Here is a 15,368-nt window from a genome sequence, read left to right on the forward strand (position 1 = left end):
GACGACAGTGCCATGACCCTCACCCCTCTCGAGCGCAGCCCGGATACAAGCGAGAACGACATTGACGTCGTCATCCTCGGAGCAGGCATCAATGGCGCCGGCCTGTTTCGCGACCTGGCGCTGCAGGGCGTCAGCTGCATGATCGTCGATAAGTCGGACTTCGGTTCCGGAACGAGTGCAGCACCCTCCCGCCTCATACATGGTGGATTGAAATACCTGGAAACCGGGGAATTCGGCCTGGTCGCCCAATCCACTCTGGAGCGCAATCTGCTCTTGAAGAACGCGCCGCATTGCGTCGAGGCGCTGCCGACATTCATTCCGGTCTTTTCCTGGACACGCGGCATCTGGGCGGCACTCAGGACATTGGCCGGTTCTAAGACCGCGCCCCGCAGCCGCGGAGCCGTGCTCATCAAGATCGGTCTTTCCCTTTACGACTTCTTCGGTTCGCGCGATCGTGTAATGCCGCGCCACCGTCTGATCCTGAAAAGGAAGGCCAGGCAGGAAATGCCGCATGTCACGCCGGACATCGTTGCCGGCGGGATCTATTACGACGCAAAGATCAGCCGGCCGGAGCGCCTCGTCTACGAACTCGTCAAGGACGGGCTTGAGGCGAACCCACATTGTGCCGCGGCAAATTTTGCCACCCTGACGGCCAGATCCGAAGGCCGCCTGTCTTTCCGAAAAGAGGATGGAACTGAATTCTCGGTCCGGCCGAGGCTCGTCGTGAACGCGGCCGGGCCGTGGATCGATCATGTCAACGAAGCACTCGGTGCGCCCTCTCGCCTGATCGGCGGCACGAAGGGCTCCCATATCCTGATCGATCATCCAGAACTGGTTCGCAGCCTGAACGGCCATATGATCTATTTCGAGGCCGATGATGGCCGCATCTGCCTGGTCTACGGCTATCTCGGACTGGCGCTCGTCGGCTCGACGGATATTCCAAGCCGGGATCCCGACACTGTGCGCTGCGAGGATCCAGAAATCGATTATTTCCTGCAGAGCTTGCAATCGCTGCTTCCGACATTGCGCTTCGATCGCGACCAGATCGTCTACACCTATAGCGGCATCCGGCCGCTTCCGGCCTCCGACGGAACTGCCCCTGGCCTGATCAGCCGCGACCATTCAGCCCCGGTCATCGAACCGGACGACCAGAGGCCATTTGCCATCATGTCGCTCGTCGGCGGCAAATGGACGACGTTTCGCGGTTTTGCCGAGGAGGTTGCCGACACCGTTCTTTCCCGGCTGGAGCGTTCGCGCAAGCAGTCGACCCGTTACCTTCCGATTGGCGGCGGAAAGGCATTTCCGGCCGACGCGCAGGCGAGGCGGGTCTTCGTCGACAGGATCGCGAAGGCTGCAGGCATCACCGCCGCACGCGCAGAACAACTTCTGAACCGCTACGGGACGACGGCCGAGGCGATGGTGATCTCCCCCTCCGATCATTCCGACGAGCGGCGCGTATCGGCTGCCGAACACTATAGTTTCCGGGAGATCGACTGGATCGCACGCAATGAGCTTGTGGTTCACCTCTCCGATATCGTGCTCCGGCGCACGACGATCGCAATCGAGGGCCAGCTGAGCTACGAAGGGTTGACGGATATTGCCGGCATCGCCGCAAAAGCACTCGGCTGGGATGCTCCGCGTGTTGAGCGTGAGACCGATGATGTCGTCTCCCTGCTCAAGGCGTTTCACGGCCAGACGCTGTCAGCCGGGACACCGGATATCGAACCGGGAAAAAGCGTCCGGCCCGTCAGTCGATGAGATCTAGGAAAACACCGGATCGAGCGCGCCGGATGCATAGCGCTTTGCCATCGCCGAAACCGGAAGGGGCGTAATCCGATCCGCCATGCCGGCGGTGCCGAACTGTTCGAAGCGCTCCTTGCATAGCTTGGTGAGTGCAGCCATTGCCGGCTTCAGATATTTGCGGGGATCGAATTCGCTCGGATCTTCCTGAAGGACCCGGCGGATCTGCCCGGTCATGGCCATACGGCCATCGGTGTCGATGTTGACCTTGCGCACGCCGTTCTTGATGCCGCGCTGGATCTCTTCGACCGGTACGCCCCAGGTGGGTTTCATCTGGCCGCCGTATTTGTTGATGATCTCCTGCAGCTCGACCGGCACCGACGACGACCCGTGCATGACGAGGTGCGTGTTCGGCAGCTTGCGGTGGATCTCTTCGATGACATTCATCGCCAGCACCGAACCATCAGGCTTGCGCGTGAATTTGTAGGCGCCGTGCGAGGTCCCCATGGCGATTGCCAGTGCATCGACCCGTGTTTCACGCACGAACTTCACCGCCTCGTCCGGGTTGGTCAGCAGCTGGTCGTGAGACAGTTTGCCTTCCGCGCCGTGTCCATCCTCGGCCTCTCCCATCCCGGTCTCCAGAGAGCCAAGCACGCCGAGCTCGCCTTCAACGGAAATGCCGCCGAGATGGGCCATCTCGGTCACCCGCTTTGTCGCCCCGACATTATAGTCCCAGTCGGCGGGTGTCTTCGCATCCGCCTTCAGCGAGCCATCCATCATCACAGAGGTAAAGCCCGCCTGAATGGCTGTCATGCAGCTGGCCGGGTCGTTACCGTGGTCGAGATGCACACAAACCGGGATATGCGGGTAGATTTCGACGACCGCGTCCATCATGTGCTTGAGCATGATGTCATGCGCATAGGCGCGCGCGCCGCGTGATGCCTGCATGATGACGGGGGCGCGGGCCGCATCTGCGGCCTCCATGATGGCGAGCGCCTGTTCCATGTTGTTGATGTTGAAGGCGGGAACGCCGTAGCCCTCCTCCGCCGCGTGATCCAGCAACTGCCTGAGCGTAATGCGCGCCATTGAACACCCCCTCACGTGAAGCACGTCGAAATCGTTGGCTTCAGTCTAGAAGGATCGCACACTCACAAAAGTGGAACAAGTATAAATCACAATATCACAAATTTTCTGATGATTTTCTCCTTGTCTGAGCATTCAGTGTCGAAAAGAGGCCATGCCGGTCTCAGGAGATCAGCACTGTGGTTGCCGGGTTCCATCCTGCAGGCAGCGGTTCTGGCCGGCGGATCGTTATGTCTTCCAACTCGAGCCCTGTCACATTTTGCGCAAAAACGCCCGGCAATCCCCCTGGATAGTCGAAAAGCCCGACGATTTGCCCGTCCTGTCCTCGCACCCAGGCGTTGCCGCGCCCCTGCGCGCCCTTCGGCGGCGCCAGATCGGCATTTGTCGGTCGCAAGTCGTACCGCTTTGCGGCGCCAAGCGGCCCTTCGTCCATTTTGATATCGATCCCGCGCAGAACGATCCCATCGATACCGCCCGGCTCCTCCGCAAAGAGATTGACGGCACCGTGGCTTCGCCCCGAGACGTTTTCGACCAGCACCATCCGGACTGCTCCTGCGGGGCGTTCCGGGCGGCGTGTGAGCTTGGTTATCGTGAACGGTTCTCCGGAGCCCCAGAACCCATCAGGCGTCTCGCTGCAATCGAGCTCTATATCGCGGAAAACGACGTCTTCAATCTTGCCGCCATCGCGCGAAAAGATGCCAAGACCACGGTTCGAATTCTCGATCCGGCAGCGCAGGAATCGGACCTGAGATACATCGCCGAAGCTCTCCGTGCCGATTTTGAGAGCACAACTCTTGCTCTCAATCACACTATCGCAGATCTCGATCCGCTCGCAGCGTCCAATTCCTTTGTCGCTCAAGCTCGTCTTCAGGCACACACCGTCATCGGCGGTGCGAATGACGGCTTCAGAAATCGTGACGTCGCTGCAACTGTCGATAACGATCCCGTCCGTATTGGGGAGCTGGCGGTTATTGGAGACGCGAAGCCCACGAGCGCCGATATCCCGGCAGCGCACGAGATGGATCGTCCACATAGGCGAATCCGTAATGTGGACGTCTTCCAAACGAATGTTGGTGCAATCCTCAAAAACGATCACGCGTGGACGTTCGGCTACCGGAGTGAAGGTGCCCACCCCCTCGTCGAAGCCAGTGTGGAAGGCATCGCCGCGTCCATCGATCGAGCCTTTGCCGACGATGGCAATATTCATTGCCTCCTGCGCGACGATATAGGCGCGGTTTGAGGACTCAGCGCGCACGCTGACGGCATTTTCGGAATAAAGCTCATAATCGGCCACGAATGCGAGGACAGCGCCTTCCTCGATATGCAAGGTAACATCGCTTCTCAATCGGAGCGCGCCTGTGGAGTGACGGCCCGGCCGAAGGAAGACCGTTCCGCCTCCCGCTGCCGCGATCGTATCGAGCGCCATCTGAATACCGCCGTCCACCGCTTCGACGAATATCTCCATCACATACCTCCGCCTATTCTGGCCTCCGCCTGTTCTGGGCTTTTCATAGCATGCGGCATTTATTCGTCAACAGGACGAACTAAATCACATTGAACCGAATGTGTTGTGTTGACAGTCCGGAAAACTCGTATTTAATTCGTCATGGTTACGAACAAAGGCCTGAGGGAGTTCAGTTGCAGGCCGTTCATTTCGGATGTCAGAATGACAAGCCAGAGAGGGAGAACTATGAAAACGCTAAAGACAATTCTAATGACCGCCAGCGCCCTGGCGATGACAATGTCCTTCGCCGCGGCCTCTGAGCTCAAGCTCGTATGGTATGTCGAAAACGATCAAGAGGAAGCGGATACGCGCGCGCTCCTCGATCAGTACACGAAGCTGCATCCCGAAACGACCTTCGACCTTGAAATTACACCCTATGACGGGATGATTCAGAAATTCCAGCAATATGCTGCATCGGGGATCATGCCGGATCTGTCGCTGACATCCTCCATGGAGCCGGTCATCAGGCCCTTCCTGGCAGACCTCAGCAAGGAGATTGGACCGGAATGGATCAACGACTTCGTCAAGGGTTGGGCCGATGGAGCCAAGCTTGGCGACAAGGTGATTGCCGCACCCCTGCGCGTCACTTCGACTGGCATCTTCTTGAACGCTGACGCCTTCAAAAAGGCAGGCGTTGCCATCCCGGACCAGGCGACCGGTTGGACATGGGAAGAGTTCATTCCGAAGATCAAGGAGGTCGCAGAGAAATCCGGCACTCGCTATCCGCTGGTCTGGGATGTTTCGGCGAGCCGTTGGATCGTTCACGAATATCAATATGGCAACCACATCTACACCGAGAAGGAACCCGTCAAGGTCGTGATGGACGAGGCGGCCTGGACGAGCACGCTCGATAAATTCATCGACATCACCAAGGCTGCCATGCCGCCCGGCCTGTGGAGCGGCGCGAGCTCGGACAATCCAAAGGAACTTTTCACGGCAGGTCAGGCGGCAGCCTATATGTCCGGCAGCTGGCAGATCGCCGGCCTGGCTACCAATGCGCAATTCGCCTGGCAGGCCGGACCGACGCCGCGTGGAACGGTTGCTTCATCGATCTATGGGGGTGACTACATCGTCGCCTTCAACACCAGCCAACACCTGCCGGAAGCCATCGAATTCATAAAGTGGGTCACCTCGCCCGAGATCCAGGCGCAATACGCCAAGACGTTCGGCATGATCCCCGCCAACCTCAAGGCACCCCCGGTCAAGTATGACAATCCGGCTGCGACGGCGGCGATCACCACGATGCAGAACGAACTGAACGCGAGCCCCGTCTACGCGGCGACAGATCAGGCCTGGCCGCAAATGCAGGCCGTCTGGGGTACGGTCAAGACCGCCGTCACTCAGGCTGTCGCCGGTCAGATTTCCTCGGCCGAGGCGATCGCGCAGATCAAGAAAGCCGCCGACGGTTCGCTTGAGGCGAGCAAGTGACGGCGGCGATCCCGCAACAAGGCAGTTCGGCACTGGGTTTCCACCCGGTGCCGAAAGGCCGGCGCAACAGCCTTTTCAATCTCGGTTGGCCGTATCTGCTGATGCTGCCGACGATCGCATTGCTCGTTACTTTTACTCTCTATCCGCTTGTCCAGGGCCTCATGATGGCATTCTTCAAGCGAGGCGTGGTGGTCGTCCCGCAGGTGCCGAGCACTCTTCCGCAATATGTGGGCTTTGATAATTTCCTTGGGCTTTTGAGCGATGCCGACTTTCAGACCTCGCTCGTCAAGACGGTCGTCTTCGTTGTTATCGCGGTACCGCTGAACATCGTCGCCTCCCTGGCACTGGCGCTGCTTCTGTCGCCTCAGACGAGGTTCTTTGCAGTTGTCCGGACGATCGTCTTTTTTCCCTCGATGATCAGCCTGCTGATCATCGGCGTCTCGTGGCGCTGGCTTTTCGGCCTGAACAACGGTCTCGTCAACTATCTGCTATCGCTTGCGGGAATTGCTCCCGTTCCATGGCTCGAACAAGATACCATGGCTCAGATTGCGATGATCATCGCCTGGGTATGGGCTCAGGCCGGTTTCAACATGATGATCTTCATCGCCGGCCTCACCGCAATCTCGGCGGATTACTATGAAGCCGCATCAATTGATGGCACCAGCAAATGGCGCCAGTTCACACATATAACGTTGCCGCTCCTCAGGCCGACAATGGCGGTGGTTCTGGTGCTGTCCTCGATCGAGGCCTTCAAGGTCTATGAGCTCGTCGTATCTCTGACGGGGGGCGGGCCAGGAAAGGCGACGGTCTATCTGATCCAGACGATCTACGATACGGCGTTTCAAAAGCCGATGCAGGCCGGCGTTGCCGCTGCCCAGTCGATGGTTCTCTTTGCAATTCTTCTGCTGCTGACGATCGTCCAGTTGCGCCTGTCGAGGAGCCAGACATGACACGGATCTATTCGCCCTGGCGGCTCGCCTTCGTGGCCCTGACGCTCTTCGTCTTCCTGATGCCGCCGGTGTGGCTGTTCTTGTCGTCGCTGAAATCGCAACAGGAAATATTCCAGTGGCCGCCAACCATTTTTCCAGCCCATGTAACGCTGCAGAATTTCATCGAAACGGTGTCGCGAGCCAAATTCCTCATCTTCTTTCGCAATTCGGCGATCGTCTCCGTGCTCTCGGCACTGCTGTCCGTCACCATCAGCGTCATGGCGGGTTATGCGCTTGCGAAATTCAGGTTCAAAGGCGATACCCTGTTTTTCCTGCTGATCATGTCATCGCTGATGGTGCCGCTGCAGATCGTCATGATCCCGGTATTTCTTGTCCTGCGCGATCTTCATCTTCTCGATACGCTCGCCGGCATCATCATCGCCCCCGCTGCGACGCCGACCGGGGTGTTCCTGATGCGGCAATACATTACGAACATTCCCGACAGTCTTCTGGAGGCCGCCAGGATCGACGGAACGCCCGAGTGGCGTATCCTCTTGCGCATCATCGTGCCGCTCTCGATCCCAGCAATTGGTACGCTTCTCGCGTTCAACCTCGTCTGGCGCTGGAACGACTACCTATGGCCGTTCCTGATCATCACCGATCAGGACAAATGGACCGTCCAGGTCGCGCTCGCCAATACGGTTGGACGATTTGGCATCAATTGGCCGCGACTGCTGTCGATGTCGGTACTCTCGGTCTTGCCAGTGCTCGTCATGTTCGCCGCCCTTCAGCGGATGCTGATGAGCGGGCTGATGGCCGGAGCGACCAAAGAGTAGCCAAAGCCGGTCCCGAGCAAATGAAAAAGCCGCCTCCGGGCGGCTTTTTTGCATTGTTTGCCCCCCACAAGGTCGTGACGATGTTCTGCGGAGCCGACGTCTCAGCTCATCGCAAACGCAGCTTGTCTTTGTGCGCAAGGGCAGCCATCGCCGGCATGCTGCTCCATCCCTGGAGCAGCGAGCCGCGCCCCCATGGCGGCGCAAAATATTCGACGGCGCCCATCCACCCTTCTTCCAGGCAGGTTTCCCACCAGCGCAGCAGCGGATACTCCGCATCCGCAAGGCCGTGTACCAGGCGCTGTTCGGCATAAAGACCCGACAGGTAGGGCCAGTCCGATCCATTGTGGTAGCGATATGCAAAGGCCGATTTTGAGCGGGTGTCTTTAGGCCTCTTGAAGGGTGGGAAGGCACACATGACGCCCCAGTCACCGTAGGGCTGATCGCTGTTGCTGCGGCTTTCCAGGGTCGACGCCACCTTGGCCAGAACCCTTGTTGCGCTTTCTGCCGAAACGGCTCGGTACCGAAGCAGCGTGAGACTGTCGAGCGTCATATGATCCTCGACGAAGTCCTGTTTCGTCCCATAGTCGGCATAGGTTCCGCCTTCCTGAAGAAGGACGTCGTCAATCGATGCGCGAGCTCTTTTGGCGATGGCGGCTGCCTTGGCGGCAATATTTTCGTCAATTGCCTCGCCGTAAGCGGCGATCACGTCGAGAGCACCGACCCACAGGCCGATATCATATGACACGTAGCCGTGGCGGTAGACGTTGTCGGCCCAATCGCGATCGTGGGCAGGCTTGACCGGCAGGCCGTTTCCGGCCTCATCCAAGGCGCAGTAGCGATCAAGGATGGCAACGACCTTGTCCCAATGAGCAGACAGCGGAGAATTGTCACCCGTCGAACGGATATAGTCGCCGATCGTCAGAATGAAGAACAACGGACTGTCGAAGTGGTCGCTCCACCAATCTCCTGGACGCAGGTGCTCCTCTTTGATCTGTGGATGCGATCTGCGAACCTTCTCCCATTCCTCGGCCTGTGCCGGCCCGGTCAGGATGACGCCGCTCGGCGCCTCCCCGTCAGGCTGTATGCCGCGCGCCAGTAGCTCGATCTGCGAGCGTACGGCATCGGGTGCACGCGCCAGCAGGGCCTGAAGCGTCCAGTACCCGTCGCGATAATAGGTTCGTGCCGGCGCGCTGTAGGCCTGGCCGGCAGCAAGGCCGCCAAAATCCCCATGCTCGTCCTGACGAATGCTTGAAAGTGCGGCATGAAGGCTCTGCGAAACCATGCTGCGCATCAGTGGAGAAGCCTCGGGCATCTCATCACAACGCGCTACATAGGCGTTGGCCTCCGCAATCACGTCCTCCTGAGCGAGGTCGAGAGCCCTGGTGGCTTCTTCGATCGATGCGCCTGCACTGAGAAATATGCCGGCCGGTCGCTGCTCGGCGATTGCGACACCCCATCCCGTTCTGGCAATCCGCCGTTCACCCAGCCGCTCGACCGGTTCGCGTTTCGTGGTGCTTCCCCACCAAGCGCAACGACGCGAGGGTATGAGTGTTCGCAGTTTCGCCCCCTTCAAAAACACGACCGGTGCCGACTGGGCCACATAAAGGCCGCCGCCGCTGGTTTCGACGCGGTTCGGCGCATAGATGAAAGGCCCACGCCAACCGCTGAAGGTCAGGTTCGCGATCTTTCCACAACCCCAGACAGAAATTTCGATCTTGCCGTCCGGCCAGCAATCACCCTGCAGGCGCGGTGCCATGAACGGCAGTTGGACCGGCTTTTCCGATACGAGTTGCCCATCGGCAAGCGGGTTAAGGACACGCGGTTTTGGACGTGGCTTCGTCATGGGCGAACTCCTGTTCTTATGCGGCAGCCTGGCTGGAAAGTTCGTGCAAACCAAGCATCAGGGCACCGCGCATTCCGGCCTCTGGACCGAGAGAAGTCGGTTCAATCTGCACCGCAAACGGCAGCAGGGACGACATATGCTGCGAGACGAGCTCGACGAATTCCGGACGCGAGCCGATGCCGCCTCCGAGTACCATCAATGCTGGATCGAAGACCGCCTGAATGGACGCGAGGCCGACCGATGCGGACTTTGCGAGCGTTGCGATGGCAGCGGCCGCCTCCCCGTCCCCTGAACCCGCTCTGAGGAAGATCTCGCTCACCGGCACGGTTCCATCTCGGTAGAGAGCACGAACGGCCGGCGAATCGACTTGGTCCTCAAAGAGGCCAGCCCTTGCTTTCGGTGCGGCATCGTGCGGATTTGTGCCGAGCGGTAGAAGACCAAGCTCCCCGGCGCGGCCGTGGTGACCGCGAAAAAGCCTGCCGTCGATAACAAGCCCCATACCAACCCCCGTTCCGAAGGCGATGAAGGCCACAGAAGTGCAATCTCGCGCCTTTCCGAGGGTCGCCTCGGCAAACGCTGCCAGATTGACGTCATTCTCGACAACCACGCCACAGGGCAACCCGGCCTCAAGCAGGCGAGCAAGCGGCTTGTCCGCCGGGATTGCGAGATTCGGCGACAAGGAGGCAAGGCCAGTGGAGGGCGAAACGGCGCTCGGCACGCCAACGACCGCCTTGAGCAAGGGACCACGATCGCGGTGCCTCTCCGCAAGAGTCAGGATCATGCGCACAATTTGCTTGAGAACAGGAGCGCCTTCGCCGTGCGCCGTCGGCTCTTCCATCGTCGCCAGCAGGTCGCCGTCAAGGTCAGATAGGCCCGCGAGCACTTTCGTGCCACCGAGATCAACACCGGCGACGAGACCCGGAGCTTTCGTGCGGCGATTGCCAACCGCCGGCCGCAGATCTGGCGCGATAGTTGAGATATTTGACAAACGCAGCTCTCTTTATATATTTGTTCGGCAGGTTGACGAATTTATTATTGGTGAGCCTTTGGTCTGTCAACAACCAGTTTGAAATTGGCGGGCATTCGTGGAAAAAGCAGATGCAGACGAAAAGCGGAATCGTATATCGACCGGAATATTTGGCTCATGGCATTGACTGAGAACGCACCTCCTGTGCTGCGACAGATTTCGGTTCGCGCCGTCATGGACGTATTGCTGCATACCGGCCCAACATCCCGGGCGGACCTGTCGAAGATCACCGGGCTCTCCAAGCAGACAATGTCCGAGGTCATCAGAACTCTGGAAGAAGCCGGCTGGGTTCGCGAAAAAGGCGTTACGACCGGCCGCATCGGCCGCAGCGCCATTACCTACGAGGTGAACGGCACCGCCGGCTATGCCGTCGGCGTCGATATGGGCGCAACGACAACGCGGGTCGTGCTCGGCAACATCGTGGGCCACATCGTTGGAGAGATAGAATATCCTTCCGACCGTCGTGGTGGCTATCATCAGCTGGAACAGGTTGAGTCAGCCCTTGCTCGAATTCTCGCCGAGAGCGGAGTGGCGCGCGAGCATGTCCTCGTGGCCGCTATCGCAACCCCTGGCGTCGTTGAACCCACGACCGGCGCATTGTCGATGGCCCCGAACCTTGTCGACCTCGACAGCATCAATATTGCCAGGACGCTCGCAGATCGGCTTGCATGTCCAGTGGTCTTGGAGAATGACGTCAACGCAGCCGCCATAGGCGAGTCTTGGCAGGGCCACGCCGTCGCGGTTGATACGGTGGCATTCATTTCGCTTGGTACCGGTATCGGCCTTGGCGTGCTTCAGGACGGCAAACTGATGCGTGGCGCGAGCGGCGCAGCAGGCGAGATTTCCTACCTGCCGTTCGGAGCCGATCCCTATGCCGAGGACAGCCTGGAACGCGGGGCGTTGGAATGCGCCATTGCAGCGCAAGGAATCAGCGACTTCTACCAGCGTTCAGGTGGCGCAAAGGACACGTCCGTTCGAGATATCCTAAGGCTTGCCGAAGAGGAGGATCCGATTGCAGCCAAGGTTATCCGGAAAGTCGGAGACATTGCGGCGCTATTGATCGTGTCCGTGAACGCCATCGTTGATCCTACCATCATCATTATTGGGGGCAGCATCGGCCGCCATCCGCTGATGGTCCAGCGCATTCGCGAAGGCATCGCCAAGGCCAGCCGGCGCAGGATAACCGTCGAAGCAAGCGCCCTCGGCAGCCGCGCCACATTGATTGGAGCGCTCGCCATCGGCCTCAACCACCTGCACAACCTTCTCTTTTCTCCGCAGGCCCTTCCCGAGCAACGGCGCCTCCCCCCGCCGGTCTGAGGACGATCCGCAGCCAGGAGCGGCGCGCCCGCCCATCTCATTTGAAAGCGAATCCGGACAGGCGCGCTCTGGATGGAAACATCTGCAAGCGCAAAATTCATGTTCGTCATCTTGACGAACTAATTCGTTCCCCGCAAAGTGCCGGCTGAATTATGCCTCGATCAGCGACCTTCGCTTGACATAGCTTACTGGGAGAACAGTGGACATGGCCGGTTTGAGATTGAACGATGTCAGAAAAAGCTTTGGCCACCACGGTATTCTGCACGGCATCGATCTTGATGTGAACGAGGGTGAATTCGTTGTCTTGGTCGGCCCATCCGGCTGCGGGAAATCGACCCTTCTGCGATTGATCGCCGGACTTGAGAACGTCACGGGAGGACGCGTCCTGATCGGCGACAAGGACGTTACGCAGGCCGCCCCTGGCGAACGAGAAATTGCGATGGTGTTTCAGTCCTATGCACTTTACCCGCACATGACCGTCGCGAAAAACCTGTCATTCGGCCTCGAAAACCTCAAAATGACGCGAGCCGAAATTGATGCCCGTGTCATGGAAGCGGCCAGGATGCTGGCGATTGAACCACTTCTTGAGCGGCGTCCAAAACAGCTGTCGGGAGGACAGAGGCAACGTGTGGCGATCGGACGAGCCATCGTTCGAAACCCCAAGCTGTTCCTTTTCGACGAGCCGCTGTCCAATCTTGACGCAGCACTTCGCGTACAGACGAGAGGCGAGATCAGCCGGCTCCACAAGCGCCTGGGCGCAACGATGATTTATGTCACGCACGATCAGATCGAGGCGATGACGATGGCGGACCGCATCGTCGTGCTCAATGCCGGCCGTGTCGAACAGATCGGCACGCCCCTGGAGCTTTTCGAGACGCCGGCGAACCGGTTCGTCGCAGGGTTTATCGGATCCCCCCAGATGAATTTTTTCGAAGGCGAACTGCTTTCCTTTGGCCCCGGGGGGATAGCCCTGCAGGTGCCTGGATTCGGTGCGCTCAACGTGCCGCTGGAGGCCCCCGATGCCCAGATCGGCCAGGCGGTCACGCTTGGCGTCCGTCCCAGTCATTTCGGATTGGCGCGGGATCAAACCCGCGACGGTCTTCGCGTTCGCTATCATGTTGACTATGCCGAAAGCATCGGAACGGAAACCTATGTCTATGGCACGGTCGAATCCTGCGAAACCTCTGCGGTTATCCATCTTCCCGATCATGTGGCGATCACAGACGGATCAATTCTCGAGCTTGTCGTCGAGCAGCATCGTGTCCACGTATTCGACAAGCTTTCGGGCGCGGCATTTACGAGACTGAAAGCTGACGCTGTGTGACAGTCCTCGCTCCCGGAGCAAGCCATGACGATCGCAATATCGGCGTCGTCGGAAGCTCCACGGCGCTTGACCGGGTTCCTGCCCGCATTGTGGGCCGTCCCTAGAAGGTCGGGGGCGTGCAGGCGCTGACGACCTCGCAGACAACGGGGCCGACACATCGGAAGCGATGCGGACGACGGCTCTCGAAATAATAGGCATCACCCGGCCCGAGGATCCGCCGTTCATTGTCGACGGTGACTTCGAGCCGCCCCGAGAGGACGATACCGCCCTCTTCGCCTTCATGGACGAGGGGCACCTTTCCCGTGTCGGTACCCGGCTGATAGCATTCCTTCAGTATTTGCAGGTGCCTGCCGAACATACTCTCGCCGACCTGCCTGTATGAGATGCCGCCCTTGCCGATCTCCACCAGTTCCTCGGCAGCGTAAAAGGCCTTTTTGGGCCTCTCCGGCTCCAGTGCGAAGAATTCCGCAAGCCCGATCGGAATGCCATCCAGGATGCGCTTCAACGCGCCGACCGAGGGATTCGAAGCGTTCGATTCGATGAGCGAGATCGTCGAATTTCGCACCCCTGTCTTCTTTGCCAGTTCACGCTGCGAAAGCTTGTGGGCGGTTCGGACATAGCGAAGACGATTGCCTATATCAAACGACATGCATGCACCGTTTGCGTTGTTCAAAATACCGAAAACTTTACGAACACAAGTTCGTAAAATCAATAGCTTATGCACCCAATGAAAAAGACTTGTTCGATCAAGGAAATTAGCGGACGTTTGCTGCAGCCAATGGAGGACAAGATGGATCAGATCAGCAAGACGAACGCTCCGGTGCTCGACAATTTCTGGATGCCGTTCACGGCAAACCGCCAGTTCAAGGCGGCACCCCGTATGCTCGCGTCCGCCGAGGGCATGTACTACACCGATCTCGACGGCAACCGCGTTCTCGATGGAACGGCGGGCCTTTGGTGCTGCAACGCCGGCCACGGCCGCAAGAAAATCTCTCAGGCCGTCGAGCGTCAGCTATCGACGATGGATTTTGCCCCGACCTTCCAGATGGGACATCCGATCGCCTTCGACTTCGCCGCCAGACTGGCGAAAATTGCACCCGGCGGCGCCGATGCGAAGCTCGACAGGATCTTCTTCACCGGTTCCGGCTCAGAATCGGTCGACACTGCGCTGAAGATCGCAATCGCCTATCAGCGGGCAATCGGCCAGGGCACACGCACCCGCATCATCGGCCGGGAGAAGGGCTATCATGGCGTCGGTTTCGGCGGGATCTCGGTTGGAGGCCTCGTCAACAATCGCCGGATGTTCCCGCAGATTCCCGCAGACCACATGCGCCACACGCTCGACGTGGAACGCAATGCCTTCACCAAAGGCCTGCCGGACCACGGCGTCGAACTTGCAGACGATCTCGAACGTCTCGTTCAGTTGCACGGGGCCGAGACGATCGCCGCCGTTATCGTCGAGCCGATGTCCGGTTCGGCGGGCGTCATCCTGCCTCCGAAAGGATACCTGGAAAAATTGCGCGCCACGGCCGACAAATACGGCATTCTCCTGATCTTCGATGAGGTCATTACCGGCTTCGGTCGGCTTGGAACACCATTTGCAACGGACTATTTCGGCGTTGCTCCGGATCTGGTCACGACGGCGAAGGGCCTGACGAACGGCACGATCCCGATGGGCGCGGTGTTTGCCAGCCGGAAGGTCCATGACGGTCTGATGGTGGGTCCGGAAAACGCGATCGAGCTCTTCCATGGGTATACCTATTCCGGCCACCCGGTCGCTTGCGCTGCGGGCATCGCCACGCTCGACGTCTACGAGGAAGAAGGGCTGCTCACGCGTGCCGCGGATCTGTCCGACCACTGGCAGGAAGCCCTGCATGCGCTGAAGGACCATCCCCATGTCACCGACATCCGCAACCTCGGCCTTGTCGGTGCAGTCGAACTCGCACCTCGATCAGGAGCGCCGGGCACGCGTGCCTATGACGTCTTCGTCGACTGCTTCAGCAAGGGACTGCTGATCCGCGTCACCGGCGACATCATCGCCCTATCCCCGCCGCTGATCGTCGAGAAGAGCGAGATCGAAACGATTGTCTCCAAGATCGGCGATGCGCTGAAGCGCGTGGCATGAATTCGCCTCGGGCTTCCAGAGGAGCCCGGACGCCCGTTTTGTGAGGCGGTTGACATTGCTGCCCTTCCCCGAGAATTGTGATACTCTAAAAAATAAGATCGTCCTTGGGGAGGCAGTTGATGGTCGTGCGACGGGACATGACGAACGATGAATGGAAGTGGCTGGTGCGGCTCTGCCAGCACGAAGCAGAAAGTGTTCCCCGAACAATCGAG

The 15,368-nt window shown here is 59.2% G+C and carries 12 protein-coding genes; 7 read left to right on the forward strand and 5 right to left on the reverse strand.

The features are described 5' to 3' along the window. The first annotated feature begins 12 nt into the window (after positions 1-12). Positions 13-1,758 (forward strand): glycerol-3-phosphate dehydrogenase/oxidase, encoded by a 1,746-nt coding sequence (locus KQ933_RS28280; RefSeq protein ID WP_216759307.1) that lies wholly within the window; start codon positions 13-15, stop codon positions 1,756-1,758. 3 nt (positions 1,759-1,761) lie between these two features. On the opposite strand, the gene fba is transcribed toward KQ933_RS28280, so the two are convergent. Both fba and KQ933_RS28290 read right to left on the reverse strand, forming a co-directional pair. Continuing rightward, positions 1,762-2,826 carry a class II fructose-bisphosphate aldolase gene (fba, locus tag KQ933_RS28285; RefSeq protein WP_216759308.1) on the reverse strand — a complete coding sequence of 355 codons (1,065 nt, stop codon included), beginning with the start codon at positions 2,824-2,826 and terminating at the stop codon, positions 1,762-1,764. Positions 2,827-2,986: 160 nt separating this feature from the next. Then, complete coding sequence (locus KQ933_RS28290; protein ID WP_216759309.1) at positions 2,987-4,288, reverse strand: glycoside hydrolase family 28 protein; 1,302 nt, start codon at positions 4,286-4,288, stop codon at positions 2,987-2,989. Positions 4,289-4,537: 249 nt separating this feature from the next. Between KQ933_RS28290 and KQ933_RS28295 the strand changes: the two genes are divergently transcribed. The 3 genes from KQ933_RS28295 to KQ933_RS28305 are packed head-to-tail and all read left to right on the forward strand — an operon-like array spanning position 4,538 to position 7,520. Beyond that, the gene (locus tag KQ933_RS28295; RefSeq protein ID WP_253958356.1) at positions 4,538-5,755 is read left to right on the forward strand and encodes an ABC transporter substrate-binding protein; all 1,218 of its coding nucleotides are present in this window, start codon (positions 4,538-4,540) and stop codon (positions 5,753-5,755) included. Then, positions 5,752-6,705, forward strand: a complete 954-nt coding sequence (locus KQ933_RS28300; RefSeq protein WP_216759311.1) for a carbohydrate ABC transporter permease — start codon at positions 5,752-5,754, stop codon at positions 6,703-6,705. The genes KQ933_RS28295 and KQ933_RS28300 overlap by 4 nt, the downstream gene beginning before the upstream one ends. Beyond that, entirely contained in the window at positions 6,702-7,520 is an 819-nt protein-coding gene (locus tag KQ933_RS28305; protein WP_216759312.1) for a carbohydrate ABC transporter permease, read from the forward strand. Before KQ933_RS28300 ends, KQ933_RS28305 begins: the two co-directional genes overlap by 4 nt. A gap of 106 nt (positions 7,521-7,626) precedes the next feature. On the opposite strand, the gene KQ933_RS28310 is transcribed toward KQ933_RS28305, so the two are convergent. Beyond that, on the reverse strand, positions 7,627-9,363 hold the full coding sequence (locus KQ933_RS28310; RefSeq protein ID WP_216759313.1) for a GH116 family glycosyl hydrolase: 1,737 nt from the start codon (positions 9,361-9,363) through the stop codon (positions 7,627-7,629). A 16-nt stretch (positions 9,364-9,379) separates the two neighbouring features. Beyond that, a complete protein-coding gene (locus KQ933_RS28315) occupies positions 9,380-10,351 on the reverse strand; it encodes an ROK family protein (protein WP_216759314.1) in 972 nt (323 codons plus the stop codon). 156 nt (positions 10,352-10,507) lie between these two features. On the opposite strand from KQ933_RS28315, the gene KQ933_RS28320 reads away from it, so the two are divergent. Together KQ933_RS28320 and KQ933_RS28325 are read left to right on the forward strand one after the other, a co-directional pair. Beyond that, positions 10,508-11,707: an ROK family transcriptional regulator gene (locus tag KQ933_RS28320; protein WP_216759315.1), complete on the forward strand. Its 1,200-nt coding sequence runs from the start codon at positions 10,508-10,510 to the stop codon at positions 11,705-11,707. Between the two features lie 205 nt (positions 11,708-11,912). Then, entirely contained in the window at positions 11,913-13,031 is a 1,119-nt protein-coding gene (locus KQ933_RS28325; protein WP_216759316.1) for an ABC transporter ATP-binding protein, read from the forward strand. Positions 13,032-13,131: 100 nt separating this feature from the next. Here the strand turns inward: KQ933_RS28325 and KQ933_RS28330 are convergent, their stop codons facing one another. Further along, positions 13,132-13,680 carry a cupin domain-containing protein gene (locus KQ933_RS28330; RefSeq protein WP_216759317.1) on the reverse strand — a complete coding sequence of 183 codons (549 nt, stop codon included), beginning with the start codon at positions 13,678-13,680 and terminating at the stop codon, positions 13,132-13,134. A gap of 141 nt (positions 13,681-13,821) precedes the next feature. On the opposite strand from KQ933_RS28330, the gene KQ933_RS28335 reads away from it, so the two are divergent. Further along, positions 13,822-15,156 carry an aspartate aminotransferase family protein gene (locus KQ933_RS28335; RefSeq protein WP_216759318.1) on the forward strand — a complete coding sequence of 445 codons (1,335 nt, stop codon included), beginning with the start codon at positions 13,822-13,824 and terminating at the stop codon, positions 15,154-15,156. The last annotated feature ends 212 nt before the right edge of the window (positions 15,157-15,368 follow it).

Source organism: Rhizobium sp. WYJ-E13, assembly GCF_018987265.1.
In the GTDB taxonomy this organism is placed as follows: Bacteria; Pseudomonadota; Alphaproteobacteria; order Rhizobiales; family Rhizobiaceae; genus Rhizobium.

Coding starts and splice junctions, on each gene's coding strand:
- KQ933_RS28280 (WP_216759307.1), top strand. CDS start 13: ATGACCCTCACCCCTCTCGAGCGCAGCCCGGATACAAGCGAGAACGAC.
- fba (WP_216759308.1), bottom strand. CDS start 2,826: ATGGCGCGCATTACGCTCAGGCAGTTGCTGGATCACGCGGCGGAGGAG.
- KQ933_RS28290 (WP_216759309.1), bottom strand. CDS start 4,288: ATGGAGATATTCGTCGAAGCGGTGGACGGCGGTATTCAGATGGCGCTC.
- KQ933_RS28295 (WP_253958356.1), top strand. CDS start 4,538: ATGACCGCCAGCGCCCTGGCGATGACAATGTCCTTCGCCGCGGCCTCT.
- KQ933_RS28305 (WP_216759312.1), top strand. CDS start 6,702: ATGACACGGATCTATTCGCCCTGGCGGCTCGCCTTCGTGGCCCTGACG.
- KQ933_RS28310 (WP_216759313.1), bottom strand. CDS start 9,363: ATGACGAAGCCACGTCCAAAACCGCGTGTCCTTAACCCGCTTGCCGAT.
- KQ933_RS28320 (WP_216759315.1), top strand. CDS start 10,508: ATGGCATTGACTGAGAACGCACCTCCTGTGCTGCGACAGATTTCGGTT.
- KQ933_RS28325 (WP_216759316.1), top strand. CDS start 11,913: ATGGCCGGTTTGAGATTGAACGATGTCAGAAAAAGCTTTGGCCACCAC.
- KQ933_RS28330 (WP_216759317.1), bottom strand. CDS start 13,680: ATGTCGTTTGATATAGGCAATCGTCTTCGCTATGTCCGAACCGCCCAC.
- KQ933_RS28335 (WP_216759318.1), top strand. CDS start 13,822: ATGGATCAGATCAGCAAGACGAACGCTCCGGTGCTCGACAATTTCTGG.